At 66.8% G+C, this 14264-nt stretch carries 8 protein-coding genes; 1 reads left to right on the top strand and 7 read right to left on the bottom strand.

Annotation, left to right across the window (positions count from 1 at the left end; translation table 11 throughout):
• Window positions 1-4: 4 nt before the first annotated feature.
• The 3 genes from WOA58_RS15640 to WOA58_RS15630 all read right to left on the bottom strand — a co-directional run bounded on the left by WOA58_RS15640 (window position 5) and on the right by WOA58_RS15630 (window position 5917).
• On the bottom strand, window positions 5-2245 hold the full coding sequence (locus WOA58_RS15640) for a glycoside hydrolase family 3 N-terminal domain-containing protein (protein ID WP_340605276.1): 2241 nt from the start codon (window positions 2243-2245) through the stop codon (window positions 5-7).
• A gap of 165 nt (window positions 2246-2410) precedes the next feature.
• A complete protein-coding gene (locus WOA58_RS15635) occupies window positions 2411-4099 on the bottom strand; it encodes an endo-1,4-beta-xylanase (protein WP_340605204.1) in 1689 nt (562 codons plus the stop codon).
• Window positions 4100-4186: 87 nt separating this feature from the next.
• The gene (locus tag WOA58_RS15630) at window positions 4187-5917 is read right to left on the bottom strand and encodes an endo-1,4-beta-xylanase (protein ID WP_340605203.1); all 1731 of its coding nucleotides are present in this window, start codon (window positions 5915-5917) and stop codon (window positions 4187-4189) included.
• A gap of 146 nt (window positions 5918-6063) precedes the next feature.
• On the opposite strand from WOA58_RS15630, the gene uxaC reads away from it, so the two are divergent.
• A complete protein-coding gene (gene uxaC, locus WOA58_RS15625; protein ID WP_340605202.1) occupies window positions 6064-7425 on the top strand; it encodes a glucuronate isomerase in 1362 nt (453 codons plus the stop codon).
• Between the two features lie 14 nt (window positions 7426-7439).
• Here uxaC and WOA58_RS15620 read toward each other — a convergent pair whose 3' ends face one another.
• From WOA58_RS15620 to WOA58_RS15605, 4 genes are all read right to left on the bottom strand, one after another.
• Window positions 7440-8522 carry a Gfo/Idh/MocA family protein gene (locus tag WOA58_RS15620; RefSeq protein WP_340605201.1) on the bottom strand — a complete coding sequence of 361 codons (1083 nt, stop codon included), beginning with the start codon at window positions 8520-8522 and terminating at the stop codon, window positions 7440-7442.
• 77 nt (window positions 8523-8599) lie between these two features.
• On the bottom strand, window positions 8600-10663 hold the full coding sequence (locus WOA58_RS15615; RefSeq protein ID WP_340605200.1) for an ABC transporter permease subunit: 2064 nt from the start codon (window positions 10661-10663) through the stop codon (window positions 8600-8602).
• 144 nt (window positions 10664-10807) lie between these two features.
• Window positions 10808-11992, bottom strand: coding sequence for a mandelate racemase/muconate lactonizing enzyme family protein (locus tag WOA58_RS15610; RefSeq protein ID WP_340605199.1), 1185 nt, complete (start codon window positions 11990-11992; stop codon window positions 10808-10810).
• Between the two features lie 123 nt (window positions 11993-12115).
• The gene (locus WOA58_RS15605) at window positions 12116-13930 is read right to left on the bottom strand and encodes an ABC transporter substrate-binding protein (protein WP_340605198.1); all 1815 of its coding nucleotides are present in this window, start codon (window positions 13928-13930) and stop codon (window positions 12116-12118) included.
• Window positions 13931-14264 lie beyond the last annotated feature (334 nt).

Genomic DNA, 14264 nt, shown 5'->3' with positions numbered 1-14264 from the left:
CGGCCTACTCGCTCTCGACGGTCGTCTCGGCGAAGTATCGCCGGGCCGTCTTCGGCACGACTTTCGACGCACTCACCTCCAGTTCCTCGCTTGCCACGATATCGCTCGCCGAGCGGCCGATCCTGACCTCGTAGGGGCCCTCCTCGACGGCGAGGTCCATCGACTCGTCGTGGAAGGCCAGCTGAGTGGGTGAAAGCTCGAAGGAGACGCGTGCGGACTCGCCCGGATCGAGCGAGAGGCGCTCGAAGCCGGTCAGCTCCTGGACGGGTCGAGCCTGGCTCGGGTTCGCCGCGTGGGTGTAGAGCTGGACAACCTCGCTGCCGGCCCGCTCGCCCGTGTTCGTTACGGTGACGCTCGCGGTAAGGGTGCCGAGCGGCGGGACGCTTTCCTCGGAGAGCTCGAGGTCTGCGTACTCGAACTCGGTGTAGCTCAACCCGTGGCCGAAGGGGTAGACGGGCTCGCTGTCGGTGTAGACGTAGCCCTTGTTCGCGGTGTTGGCCTTCCGGTTGTAGTAGACGGGGAGCTGGCCGACGGATTTCGGCAGCGAGACGGGCAGCCGGCCGCCGGGGTTGTGCTCGCCGAGGAGGACGTCCGCGATGGCGGGCCCGCCCTCGTCGCCGGGCAGCCAGGCGTACAACACTGCTGGTGCCTCCTCTGCGATTTCCTCGATCGAGTGGGGCTTGCCGCTGACGACCACGACGACCACGGGCGTGTCGGTTTCGAGGAGCTGATCGACCAGCTCCTCCTGCACGCCGGGGAGGCCGAGGTCGGTGACGTCACAGCCCTCGCCGCTGGTCGGCACGCTCAGTTTGTTCTCCTTCTCGGCGTCGACGTCCGAGAAGTCGACCGCCGAGCGGGCGCCGACGAACGCGAGCGTCACGTCCGCGTCGCTCGCGGCGTCGACGGCCGAATCGAACCCCTCGGTCGAGGGTCCGGAGATCGTACAGCCCTCTTCGTAGTGCACGTCGAGCCCGTCGCGCGATTCGAGCGCCGAAAGCGGGGTCGTGGCATCGGACTCGTACTCCTCCTCGGGGTAGTGGGCGGCGTAGGCGTAATCGCCGAGCAGCTCCTTCTTCGCGTCGGCCTTCGGGCCGACGACCGCCACCGAGTCGACGTCGAGCGGCAGGAGGTCGTCCTCGTTCTTCAACAGCGTCATCGACTGGCACGCGGCTTTCCGATTGACCTCTGCGGCCTCGTCGGTGTGGAACGCGTCGGCGGCAGCCTCGGCGTCGACGGTCGGGTCGTCGAGGACGCCCTTGCGGGCCTTCTCGCGGAGCACCCGGCGGACGGACTCGTCGAGGGTCGCCTCCGAGAGGTCGCCGTTCTCGACGGCCTCGACGAGGAACTCGCCGTAGTAGTCGGTGTAGGGCAGCTCAACGTCGAGGCCGGCCTCTAATGCCTGGGTCGCGGCCTCGGGCTTGGTGTTCGCGGTTCCGTGTTCGGTCACCAGATGCCTGACGCTGTAGTAGTCGGAGACGACGGTGCCGTCGAAGCCGAACTCGCCCCTGAGAACGTCGGTGAGCAGCCACTCGGAGCTGGCACACGGGATCCCGTCGATGTCGTGATAGGCGTTCATCACCGACTCGGCGTTGGCCTCGCTGATCGCCGCCTCGTAGGGGAACAGGTGGACCTCCCGGAGCTCCCGGGGGCCGACGTTGAGCGAGGAGCGGTTCTTTCCTCCATCCGTGGCCCCGTGGCCGACGAAGTGTTTCAGCGTGGCCGAGATCCCATCGGAGCGGCCCTCGCCCTGCAGCCCCGAGACGTACGCGCAGGCCATCGACGCGACCAGCAGCGGGTCCTCGCCGAACGTCTCCTCGACGCGCCCCCAGCGGAGGTCGCGGGCCACGTCGAGCACCGGCGAGAGCGCGTGGGTCGTCCCGAGCGCCTGGAGCTCGCCGCGGATCGTTTCGGTGACGTCCTCGAGCAGCTCCGGGTTCCACGTGCTCGCCATCCCGATCATCTGGGGGAACGTCGTCGCCTCCGGACCCATATAGCCGCTCAGACACTCCTCGTGGGGGATCGCCGGGAGCCCGAGGCGAGTCTCCTCCTCCAGAAGGTCCTGCAGATCGTTCGTCACGCGCGCCGCGTCGGCCGGCGAGAGGCTCCCCTCGCCGCCGATCCGGGTCAGGTGACCGATCCCGTGTTCGAGCCACTCGGCCGCCGCCTCGCGGTCGACCTCGCCGTCCTCGATCACGCGGTCGGCGTTCACCGAACCCAGCTGCGCGGCCTTCTCCTCCACGGTCATCCGTTCGAGGAGCTCCTCGACCCGGTTCTTGGCCGAGGCCGGCTGGTCGCCGGCCTCCCGTTGGGTAGATCGTCTCACACCACCACCCTCGGAGCCATCCGTCTTAGTGTTTCTGACGTGGGGCTCGGTGAGGGTCGGTCGGCGGTTGGTCGGGCGATTCCCCGATCAGTAGCGCTCGAAGCCGACGACAAGCTTGCCGTCCTCGGTCCGTCCGTGAAGCATCGCCACGCCTCCTTCGAGAGTGCTCTCGCCGGCGTCGAAGTGGATCATACAGCCGTTCCGGCCACCCGAGAGCTCCTCGGAGCGGGGCGTGGCTCCTTCGCCCGTGTCGACCGCCTCGGGGGTCCCGAAGCGAATCGTCTGGGGGTCGAGCGTCCTCGGGTCGAAGGCCTCGCCGCCCGAAACGTGGACCGGGAGCGTTCCCTGGCGGCGCCCGCCCGCCGCGCCGCGGACGTCGACGTCGGCGACGACCACCTCGACGCTCTCCCCGTCCGAGTCCGTGATCGAAAGTTCGGTTCGGAACTCGCCGTCCTCGAACGAGATCGTCAGCTCGTGCTCGCCGAGGAACGGCTCGAAGGAGCCCGAGCCGTCCGCCGTCGTGCCCGATTCGTCGGTCCACCACTCCCCGAAGACGAGGTCGGTGTAGACGTCGTAGCTGGGTTTCTCCTCCCAGTCCTCGAAGAACAGCGGTGCGTCGTCCAGCCAGTGCTCGTCGTCCCAGAAGCCCCACATGAGGAAGTCCTCGACGTCGGGGTGGCTGAATATCGTCCTGAGGAACCCCTCGAAGAACTCCGCCTTCTCCTTCTCGTCCCACTCCTCGTCGGCCATGTCGAACTCGGTGATCCGGAGGTCCGCGCCGTACCCGGTGTACCGATCGAGCCCCTCCATGGTCTGTTCGGGCGTCAGCGTCTCGGCCTCGCTGAAGTGACACTGCATGCCGACCCCGTCGAGGTCGGCTCCTTCTTCGTTGGCGAGGAACTCGATCTGGCGCTCGTAGTCGTCGCGGGTGTCCTCGTAGGGGCCCGCGAGCGTGTTGTAGTCGTTGACGTCGAGGTCGACGGCCTCGGGGGCGACCTCCGTCGCGGTGCGATACCACTCGGCCAGCACGGGCGCCTCGACGGGGTCGACGTCCTCGCCGTCGATCGCCTGGATCATCTCGGGCTCGTGGATCACCTCGTTGACGACGTCCCAGTGGAGCATGTCCTCGCCGTAGTGCTCGATGATCGTCTCGAGGTGCTCGAACGAGCGCTCCTCGACGTGTTCAGGATCGAACTCGGGATCAGTGACGTCGTTGTCCTCCCACTCGACGCCCATCGCGCTGACGACGTCCGGCGGCACCGCCCAGGAGTCGACGGCCGCCCAGAGGGCCGCATGGCCCCGGATGTCGAGCCCCTCCTCGAGTACCCACTCGGTGGCCTCGTCCGCCAGCTCCTGGTCGTCCTCCCAGAAGCGCCACTTGTGGTGGTTCTCGAGGACGGCGGTGTTGAACAGCTCCGTCACGACCTCGCGATACCGGTCGGCGTCCTCGCCCTCCTCCTGGAGCCGGTTCGCGTCCACGGCCGTCCCGAAGGTGAACTCGTGTTCGAGCATCTCGACGTCCACCTCCGTCTCGACGGCGTCGCCGTCGCCGTCGGCGATCGATACCTCGAGCTCCGCAGTCCGATGCTCGTGAATGCGGTCGTCGGCTGCCGCCTCCCAGTCGTCCCCCGGTTCGCCCCCGTCGTCGGCCCCGGCTACCCCGCTTAGACTTCCGCCGGCCCCGAGCGCTCCCAGCATGCCCAGGAACAGTCGCCGGTCGAGACCCGAGACGTCGCCGTCGCTACCCGCCGAGTGATCTATGTTCTCTTCTCGCATGGCTTCGTTTTATCGTAGGACCTCTGCATTATAAATCATTCCATAATATCGGGCGGTGATACGGCGGGGCCGGGGGATCGAAAAGGGTCAGTACCGATCGAAGCCGACGACGAGCCGGCCGTCCTCGGTCCGTCCGGACAGCATCGCCACGCCGCCCTCGAGGGCGCTCTCGTCGGCATCGAAGTGGAACAGACATCCCTTTCGGCCGTCGCCCGCGATCTCGTCTGAACGGGGCGTGGCTCCCTCGCCCGCGTTGACTGCCTCGGGCGTTCCGAAGCGAACCGTATCGGGGTCGAGCGCGGTCGGGTTGAACGCCTCGTCGCTCGGGACGTGGACCGGGATCGTCCCCTTCTGGCGGTCGTCGGCCGTCCCGCGAACGTCGAGGTCGGCGACGACCACCTCGACGCTCTCCCCGTCCGAGTCCGTGATCGAGAGCTCCGTGCGGAACTCCCCGTCAGCGAACGAGACCGATAGCTCGTGCTCGCCGAGGAACGCCTCGAAGGAGTCCGAGCCGTCGTCGGTAGTACCCGACTCGTCGGTCCACCACTCCTCGAAGACGAGGTCGGTGTAGACCTCGTGGGTGGGTTTCGGCTCCCAGTCCTCGTAGAACAACGGCGCGTCGCCCTGCCAGTGTTCGTCGTCCCAGAACCCCCACATGAGGAAGTCCTCGACGTCGGGATGACTGAAGACCGTCTTCAGGAACCGCTCGAAGAACTCCGCCTTGTCTTCCTCGTCCCATTCCGGATCGGCCATGTCGTACTCGGTGATCCGGAGCTCGACATCGTGGGCGGCGTACCGGTCGAGCCCCTCCATGATCTGGCCCGGGGTCAGCGTCTCAGCCTCGCTGAAGTGGCTCTGCATGCCGGCGCCGCCGAGCTCGACGCCGTCCGCGCCGTTCAGGAACTCGATCTGGCGCTCGTACTGCTCTCTGGTCTCCTCGTAGGGTCCCGCGAGCGTGTTGTAATCGTTGACGTCGAGGGCGACGCCCTCGGGGGCCGCCTCGGTCGCGGTGCGATACCAGTCTGCCAGGACGGGCGCCTCGACGGGGTCGACGTCCTCGCCGTCGATCACCTCGATCATCTCGGGCTCGTGGATGGCCTCGTTGACGACGTCCCAGTGGAGCATGTCCTCGCCGTAGTACTCGATGATCCGCTGGATGTGCTCGTGGGTCCGTTCGCGGACGTACTCGCCGTCTCCCTCGTCCAAGGCCTCCAGGACGTCCTCGGGGATGGCGTCCACGCCCCGGTTCGCCCACAGGGCCGCGTGGCCCCGGACGTCGAGCCCCTGGTCGAGGATCCACTCGGTGGCCACGTCGGAGAGGTTCGCCTCCGCGTCGAGGTCGTCCGCCCCGCTGTGGTCGAGCGCCCACGAGGTGTCGGCTCCGGCCTGGTTCTCCTCCCAGAAGCGCCACTTGTGGTGGTTCTCGAGCACCGCGCCGTTGAACAGCTCGGGGATGTGCTCGCGATAGCGCTCGGAGTCCTCGTCGTCGCCGGTGAGGCGAGGCGCGTCGATCGCCGTCCCGAAGGTGAACTCGTGTTCGAGCATCTCGACTCCCACCTCCGTCTCGAGGGGGTCACCGCCCGCGTCGACGACCGACACCTCGAGATCGGCGACCCGATGCTCGCCGATGCGGTCGTTGGCCTCGTCCTCCCAGCCCTCCTCGGGTTTCGGGGCTGATTCCTCCTCGTGCTCGTCGGCCCCGGCCGTACCGCTGAAGCCGACGCCGGCGCCGAGCGCCCCCAGCATGCCAAGGAACAGCCGCCGATCGAGAGCCGAGCCGTCGCTACCCGCCGAATGGTCTGTGTTCTCCTTTCGCATGGCTTCGTTCTATCGTCGAGCGCTCTGGATCATAAATCATTCCATAATATCGACTAGTGGTATGGCGGGCGGCCGACGAGGATCGGGGCGCGGGTTCTCGGGTGAGAGACCATAGGTTTATGCGAGTCTCCGCCGAGCGATCGATCATGAGCTTTCTCGGCGACGACTACCTGCTCGAGACCGAAACCGCACGGACGCTCTACGAGGGGATCGCGGACCTGCCGATCGTCGACCCCCACAGTCACGCCGACGTGGTCGAGATCGTCGAGGACGACGGCTGGTCCGACGTCTGGGAGGTCGAGGGCGCGACCGACCACTACGTCTGGGCACTGATGCGAAACCGCGGCGTCCCCGAGGAGCGGATCACCGGCGACGCGACCAACCGCGAGAAGTGGGAGGCGCTGGCAGAGGTGTTCCCCTCGTTCGCGGGCAACCCGACCTACGAGTGGGTCCACCTCGACCTCAAACGACGGTTCGGGATCGATCGAACGATATCGAGCGAGACCGCCGACGAGATATGGGAGGAGACGGCCGCCCAGCTCGAGGACGACTCGATGCGTCCGCAGGCGCTCCTCCGCGAGATGGACGTCGAGGTCGTCTGCAGCACCGACGACCCGACCTCGTCGCTCGAGAACCACGAACGGGCCGAAGAGGAGATTTCGGGCGTCGACGTCCTGCCGACGTGGCGTGCCGATCGTGTTCTCCAGGTCGAGGACGACGACTGGGGCGGGTTCGTCGACGAACTCGCTACGGCGACTGACGTCGGCACTGGGGACCTCGAGGGCTTCCTCGACGCGCTGCGCGCGAGCCACGATCACTTCGCCGAGCACGGTTGTGTCGCGAGCGACGTCGGGATCCGGATGCCGGTCTCGCGGCCGGTCGACGACGCGCGAGCAGCGGCGTGTTACGAGGCGGCGCTCGCGGGCTCGATCGAGGGGGAAGAGGCGGCCGACCTGCAGGCGTATCTCCTCGAGTGCATCGGCGAGCTGAACGCCGAGAAGGGGTGGACGACGCAGTTCCATCTCGGTCCCGTCCGCGACTACCGCGAGGAGGTCCACGAGGCGCTCGGGCCGGCCTCCGGCGGCGACGTCTCGACCCAGGACCTCGACATCGAGGGGAGTCTGAAGCACTTCCTCAACCGCTTCGACGGCGAGTTCGAGGTCGTCCTCTACTGTCTGGATCCGACCCACTACCCGACGGTCGCGACCCTCGCGCGCGTCTTCCCGAACGTCAACGTGGGTCCGGCGTGGTGGTTCAACGACAGCCCGGTCGGGATCGAGGAGCAGTTGGAGTACGTCGGCACGGTCGAGCTCCTCTCGAACTCCCCGGGGATGGTCAGCGATTCGCGAAAGCTCCTCTCCTATGGCTCGCGCTTCGAGATGTTCCGGCGTTCCCTGGCGAACGTCGTCGGCCGGCAGGTCGAACGGGGACGGATGCCCCGAGACGTCGCGCGCGATCTGGTTCGTACGGTCGCCTACGATCGGCCCCGAGAGCTCTACGGCTTCTGATCGAGGACTGCCGGTCAGTAGGGAAACGTCCGGGGAAGCGGGCTCGGGCGCTCGACGGTCGAGTCGATCGAGACGTGTTCCCCCTCGGTCGAGGCCCTCCTCACCCCAGTGAGGATCTCGAGGACGTGGTGGGCGAGCCTTCCCGTCGTCCGGTGGTCCCAGTCGGAGTCGAGGGCAGACGCCAGATCGGCGACGCCGATGCCGCGCCCGTCGGTGTAGTCGTGGGTCGGGGGGACGTCCTCCCAGCCCTCGCCGCGTTCGTGAACGGAGACCGTCCCGTCGAAGTGGTTCGGGTCGGGGACGCTCAGCGTCCCCTCCGTCCCGTAGATCTCGAACCCTGGCGAGGGAAGCGACGACCCCTGGACGTCGAAGCTGGCCGTGACGTTCCCGACGACGCCGTTCTCGAAGTCGACGATCCCCGTCTCGTGGGTCGGCACGTCGACGGGAATCGTCTCCCCGCGGCGCGGCTCGCTCGTGATCGGTCGCTCCTCACGCGCTCGCGTTACCGACCCCGTGACCCGGCTCGCGGGCCCGAGGAGGGAGACGAGCGCGGTCAGGTAGTAGGGTCCGACGTCGAGAAGCGGCCCGCCGCCCTCCCGATAGAACAGGTCGGGGTTCGGATGCCAGCTCTCGTGGCCCGAGGAGGTCCAGAGCGCGGTCGCACCGATCGGCTCGCCGATCCGACCCTCGTCGAGGACGCTTCGGCACGTCTGCAGTGCGGCCCCGAGGAACGTATCGGGCGCTGACCCGACCAGGAGGTCCCGCTCGGCGGCCGTCTCGAGTATCCGCTCGGAGGCGGCGACGGAGGCCGCGATCGGCTTTTCCGTGTAGACGTGGTTGCCGGCGTCGAGCGCCCGAAGCGTCACGTCGGCGTGTACGTCGGGCGGCGTCAGGTTGACCACGATATCCACCCCCGGATCGGCGAGCAGCTCGTCGACGCCGAGCGCGTCGATCCCGTGTTTCGCTGCTTTCTCCTCCGCCTGGGCCCGATCCAGGCTGCTGCAGGCGACGATCCGGTAGTTCCCGAATCGGCCGTCCGAGGAGAGATACGCGTCGCTGATGTCGCCACAGCCGACGATACCGACGGTATAGGTCATCGTTGACCTCGACACCGGGCACCGACTTAAATCCGGCCGCTCGACGCGGGATCGGGAGAAACGGGAGAGCCGCGAGGTCAGCGCGGCTCGTCGTCGTCGACGGACTTCGCGTGGCGGGCCCGGATCCGCGGGTTGCTGATCCGGTCGAGCGACTGGGCCAGCAGGATCAGCCCCATCGAAAGCAGGATGATGAAGATCATCGGGGCGATGATGAAGTGGGACTGCCCGAGGGTGTAGAGCGCCCCGGCCTCCTCGGCGTTGTTGAGGACGACCCCCCAGTTCTGCGAGCTGATCGGGAGGAACCCGAGGTAGTACAGCGCGACCGACGCGAAGATGATGTTCCTGGCGTTGTTCGCGAGGTTGATCAGGATGTACGGCCAGATGTTCGGCAGGATGTCCTTGAGGATGATCGGCGGGGTACCGATCCCCATCGCGCGCGAGGCCTCGACGTACTCGTAGCCCCGGACCTTCAGCACCTCCGAGCGGATCGAGCGCCCGAGCCCGCCCCAGGCGGCGACCGACAGCACCAATCCGACGAGCGCCGGGTGGCGTGGCTCGATGATCGCCGCGATGACGATGATGAGCGGAAGGCCGGGGATCGAGATGACGATGTCACAGATCGTCATCAGCACGCGGTCGATGGTCCCGCCCCGGAACCCCGCGACGGTGCCGACGCTGACGCCGACCAGCACCGTCGCGAGCGCGCCGGTGACGATCATGATCAGAACGGGGGTCGTCCCGTGAACCATCAGCGAGAGGAGGTCGACGCCGGTGTTGGTCGTGCCGAGCGGGTGGGCGAGGCCGGCGTCGAGCGGCGAGACCCACGTCGCGAACGTCGTCGTCGGGCTGTGGACGAACCGCGGGCCGATGAAGCCGATCGCGAAGAACGAGAGGATGAGCGATATGCCGGTCAGCCCCCGCCAGTCGCCGAGAACGATCTTCATCGGCGCGTAGATCGACCGGTCGAACTTCCGGTAGAGCACCTCCTTGCGGTCGACGTCGACGGCGGTCTCCTCGCCCATGAACTCGTAGCGCGAGGTCCCGCCGTCGGCCCGCTTCTCCTCGCCTGTCCGGCCGGTGAGCCGCTGGACGTAGCGCTTGAGCTGGGTCCGCAGCGGGACGCCGGTCGAGCTCCCGTAGACCTCCATGTTGTCGCCGCCCGACTGGGCCCGCGGGTCGATCCGGCTGTAGGTGGCGTCGGCGATGAGCATCGCGATCACGACCGTGACACAGATGACCATGAACCCGCCGACCATCAGCGGGTAGTCGCGGTTGTTGACACCCGCGAACATGTACCAGCCCATCCCGCGGTAGTTGAAGATGTCCTCGAGAATGATCGACCCGCCGATCATGAACCCGACCGTCAGGAGGAGGCCGGTGTAGAGGGGCAACAGCGCGTTGCGCATGACGTATCGCAGGGCGATCCGCGTCGGGGGGAGCCCACGTAGCTGGGCTACCCGTATGTGGTCCGCCCCGAGGACGCTGATCGAGTTGCCGCGCATGCTCAGCGAGGCCGCCGCGCCCGTGACGATCAACGAGATGATCGGCAAGGCCGCGTGGTGTAACGACCCGAGCACGAACCCGGCGTTGAGGCCGATCTCGACGCCACCTGGATAGCGCGCCCCCGTGGGAAACCATCCCAGCTGGTAGGCGAAGACGAACGACAGCAGCAGCGCCGCGACGTAGTAAGGCGTGGAGGTCTCGATGACGGCGATGCCGGTCATCGCGGTGTCGAACTTCGTGCCCTCGTAGTAGGCCATGATCGCGCCCAGACAGATGCTCGTGACGAACGTGATCACCATGGCGATGGACATGTAGAAGATCGTCCACGGGACGGCCTCGGCGAGGATCTGGTTGACCGATGCGTTCTGCGAGATCGAGTAGCCGAGGTCGCCCTGCAGCACCGCCGTCATGTAATCGAGATACTGGACGTGCAGCGGTGCGTCGGGGTTGATGTTCAACTGGAGTTCGACGACTCGGCGGGCGGTCGCCGGGTCCCCCGGATACTGCTCGAGCATCTGCGCCATCATCGCCTCCAGCGGGTTCCCCGGCATCAGTCGAACCAAGACGAACGTCAGGTGAAACACCACGACGACCGTCAGCACTGCCTGCCCCAGCCGCTTGATTAACCAGTTTGCCATGCGTTATTGCTACTGTCCATCACACCCCCATTATTAATAATTTTCCGCTTCCGACGGTGGTGAGAGACCCGGTTCCGTGTACGTAGTCGCGGTGGCCACGCCTCGTCGAACAGCGCAAACCATCGGCTTGCTGGCTCGATGAGGCTACGCTTCGTCAAACAGCTCCTCGCCGTCGACCAGATGCGCCGCGAGGGCGTCCTCGTCGAGCTCGATCCCCAGGCCGGGCTCGTCGGGGACCGCGATCCGCCCCTCCCGGATCAGCGGCTCGTCGCGGACGAGCAGGTCGTCCCACCACTCCAGGTCGCGCGCGTGGAACTCGAGGGCGAGGAAGTTCGACGCCGCGGCGCCGACGTGGGCGCTGGCCATCGTCCCGATCGGCGAGGCCACGTTGTGGAGCGCGAGCGGGATCGAGTAGGCCTTGGCCATGTCCGCGGCCTTCTTCGTTTCCCGCATCCCGCCGGTCTTGGGGACGTCCGGATGGAAGACGTCGATCCCCTGGCTCTCGATCAGCCGGCGGGCGCCCTCGACCCGATAGAGGTTCTCGCCGGCCGCGATGGTGGTGTCGGTGTTGTGGGTGACGTAGCGCTGGACGTCGTGGTTCTCGGGCGGGACCGTGTCCTCGAGCCACCAGACGTCGTACGGTTCGAGCGCGCTCGCCAGCCGACGCCCGGTGTCGCCCGTCCAGCTCCAGTGACAGTCGAAGGCGACGTCCGCGCGGTCGCCGACCCGGTCGAGCACCGCCTCGACGATCGCGACCTTCCGCTCGATCGCCCGCCCGTTCAGGTGTTTGTTTCGGCCGTCGAGCTCGTCTCTCTCCGTCCCGTCGAGGTCGAACTTCAGCGCGTCGAACCCGTCGGCGACGACCGCCTCGGCGGCGTCGGCGTACGCCTCCGGGGAGTAGGAGTTCTCGTCCGTTCGGAAGAGATGATCGCCCGCGTGGGTGTCACAGTAGACGCGCACCTCCTCGCGGTGTTTCCCGCCGACGAGCTGGTAGGCCGGGACGCCGAGGAGCTTCCCGGCGAGGTCGTGCAGCGCGACGTCGATCCCGGAGATCGCCGTGACGCCGACCCCGTTCATCCCGCCGAGGAAGGACAACCCGTCGTAGAGCTCCGTACAGCGCGCGTCGATGTCGACCGGGCTCTTCCCGACGAGGAGCCCCTTCGCGTGCTCGATGTAGCCATCGACCGCCGGCCCGAGCACCGCCTCGCCGATGCCGCTGACGCCCGCGTCGGTGTCTATTCGGACGAACGTCCAGTGGAACTCCGAGTCCACCCGCGCGGTCCGAACGTCCGTTATCGCTACTTCACGGGGGTCGATATCTCCTACCATGGGAAGGGTGCAGCGGAGACCACTATAAAACCCGTCGTCCAGAGTCCCGCGTCGGCCGCCGACGAGGACGGTTGCCGGAACCTCGCTTCCCGCGGGGCGAACGTCGAAACGATCGGTTGACGATTACTGCGGCTCGAGGCCGTTCTCGAGGAAGTAGTGCACGATCCGGTTCGAGGTCAGCCAGTCGTCCGACTCGAGGTCGAAGTCCCACTCGCCGGCGTTGACCCAGTAGTGCTCGCTCCAGGGGTGGATCATCGCCGCGGGCAGGAGCTGGTTGTGAGCCCACGCGAGCTCGGAGGCGTGCTCCATGACCTCCTCCTCGTCCTCGGCGGTGGCGAGCGCGTTGAGGCTCTCCTCGAAGTCGACGGTGATCGTCTCGCCGTCGGGGTTGCCGACCTCGGGGACCTCGACCTCGTTCTCCAGAACCCCCGTCTCGGAGATGGCCCCCCTGACGGGGCCGAACAGCTCCTCCTGGAGGTCGGCATGGGCGTGGTAGTCGCGGGCCATCCCGTAGTTGAGGTGGACGCTGATGTCGTACTGGGAGTCGTCCTCGACCTCGGCCTGCCAGGTCGGCATCTCGTCGACGTAGTAGTCGATCCCGACGCCGAACTGGTCGAGGTTGTTGTAGATCATCTCGGCCTGGTCCGGGAACCAGTCGCCGACCGGGAAGTTGAGCTCCCAGGGCTCGTCGTCGGGCGTGTACCACTGCCCGTCGTCCAGCGTGAACCCCTCGTCCTCGAGGAGCTCGGCCGCCAGGTCGGTCTCCTGGGGCACGTAGTTCGTCATCGCCTCTAGGACGTCCTCCTCGACGAAGAACTCGACGTAGCCGGCGTCGATGCCACAGGAGTACGGGTCGACCGGCGTGTCGGGGGAGAACTCGTCGACGAGCCTCTCGAAGTCGACGGCGTGTGCGATCGCCTGTCGTACCTGCGGCGAGCTGCTGATGTATTCGTCCTCGGGACCGAACAGCAGCGCGAAGGACTGCCCGGAGAACGAGACCGGCGGCACGTCGTACTTCTCGGGCAGATCCTGGAGCGTCGGGTCGTTGTGCTCCCAGTCGACCTCGCCGGCGCGCAGACCGGCTTCCTCCTCTGCCTGTCCGTGACGGAGGTAGAACTCCCAGTCCCGTGCGATCGGGTGTTCGGGGTTCGGGACCTGATCGGCGTACTCCTCGTTTGCCTCGACGAAGACGAACGGACCCGAGAAGAGCGCCTCGTCCCACTCGGGCTCGAAGGAGACGACGTCCTGTTGGATCGACTCGATCTCGTCGTCGTCCTCGGCGTCCTCGAAGCGCTCGACGAACTCGCCGTACTGGGCCTCCGAGACGTCCAGTATCGTCTCGGCCCACTGGTTCAGCCACAGCTCCTCCTCGACGTTCTGGTACCCCTCGCGGGGCTGGAGTTCGAACGCGTAGTCGCCGTCGACGACGATGTCGTCCGGATCGACGTAGGTCTCGATCCCCTGGTCGAGATACGCCTGGAGCTTGAGGGCGGTCACAAAGTCGGCCGCGGTGACCGGCGAGCCGTCGGACCAGCCGTACTCGTCGCTGATCTCGACGCGCGTGGCGGCCGTCTCCTCGTCGATCTCCCAGTCCTCGGCGACCCGCGGGAGGAACTCACCCTCCTCGGTGCTGTAGACGGCGAGGTACTCGAAGGAGGTCTCCTGGGCGTCGCCCTGGTTCCAGGAGGTGTGATACGGGTTGAAGATGTACTCCGCGTTGAACGGGTTGACCGCCCCGGAGGGAACCGCTTCGTTCATCTCCTCCTCGTAGTTCTCGTCGTAGTCCACGTCGACGGTGTCCAACTCCCCATTGAGAAGGTCGCTATCGTCGTCGTCGCCCCCGAGGCAGCCGGCGACCGCACCGACGCCCGCAACTCCTGTCAGTGCTAGTACCTTTCTCCGAGAGACGGCTACCGGCCGCCTGTGGTTCTCTGGCATCCTCTACAGAGGAGTGATAATACATAATAAATGTATCGGGAAGGGGACCAAGGAACTGATAGGCCGGAAAACGCGAGCGGGCATCGGCACCCGTTCCCGACAGGTCACTCCGGAGCCGGGACCAACCGTGTGGTTCACCGGATCTCGGCCATGGTGCCACCTGATGGATTCGGTCGGCTACTGGCTCCGTTCTGGAGGAGAGAACTCGGTTTCGAGAGGATGAACGCTCCGTCCGTCACAGCGGTCCTCCGGCCGTTTCGTACCTCGATCCCGCTGGAAACCCCTACGAGCCCCGAGAACTCGATCGCCGATCCCCGACACCTTCACTCTCATT

Origin of the sequence: Halalkalicoccus tibetensis (assembly GCF_037996645.1) — an archaeon.
In the GTDB taxonomy this organism is placed as follows: domain Archaea; phylum Halobacteriota; class Halobacteria; order Halobacteriales; family Halalkalicoccaceae; genus Halalkalicoccus; species Halalkalicoccus tibetensis.
This window is presented reverse-complemented; position numbering and strand designations above follow the sequence as displayed.

Bases quoted from the DNA above. Each gene is read 5' to 3' on its own strand.
- WOA58_RS15640 (WP_340605276.1), bottom strand. From the start codon at position 2,245: ATGACCGTGGAGGAGAAGGCCGCGCAGCTGGGTTCGGTGAACGCCGAC.
- WOA58_RS15635 (WP_340605204.1), bottom strand. From the start codon at position 4,099: ATGCGAGAAGAGAACATAGATCACTCGGCGGGTAGCGACGGCGACGTC.
- WOA58_RS15630 (WP_340605203.1), bottom strand. From the start codon at position 5,917: ATGCGAAAGGAGAACACAGACCATTCGGCGGGTAGCGACGGCTCGGCT.
- uxaC (WP_340605202.1), top strand. From the start codon at position 6,064: ATGAGCTTTCTCGGCGACGACTACCTGCTCGAGACCGAAACCGCACGG.
- WOA58_RS15620 (WP_340605201.1), bottom strand. From the start codon at position 8,522: ATGACCTATACCGTCGGTATCGTCGGCTGTGGCGACATCAGCGACGCG.
- WOA58_RS15615 (WP_340605200.1), bottom strand. From the start codon at position 10,663: ATGGCAAACTGGTTAATCAAGCGGCTGGGGCAGGCAGTGCTGACGGTC.
- WOA58_RS15610 (WP_340605199.1), bottom strand. From the start codon at position 11,992: ATGGTAGGAGATATCGACCCCCGTGAAGTAGCGATAACGGACGTTCGG.
- WOA58_RS15605 (WP_340605198.1), bottom strand. From the start codon at position 13,930: ATGCCAGAGAACCACAGGCGGCCGGTAGCCGTCTCTCGGAGAAAGGTA.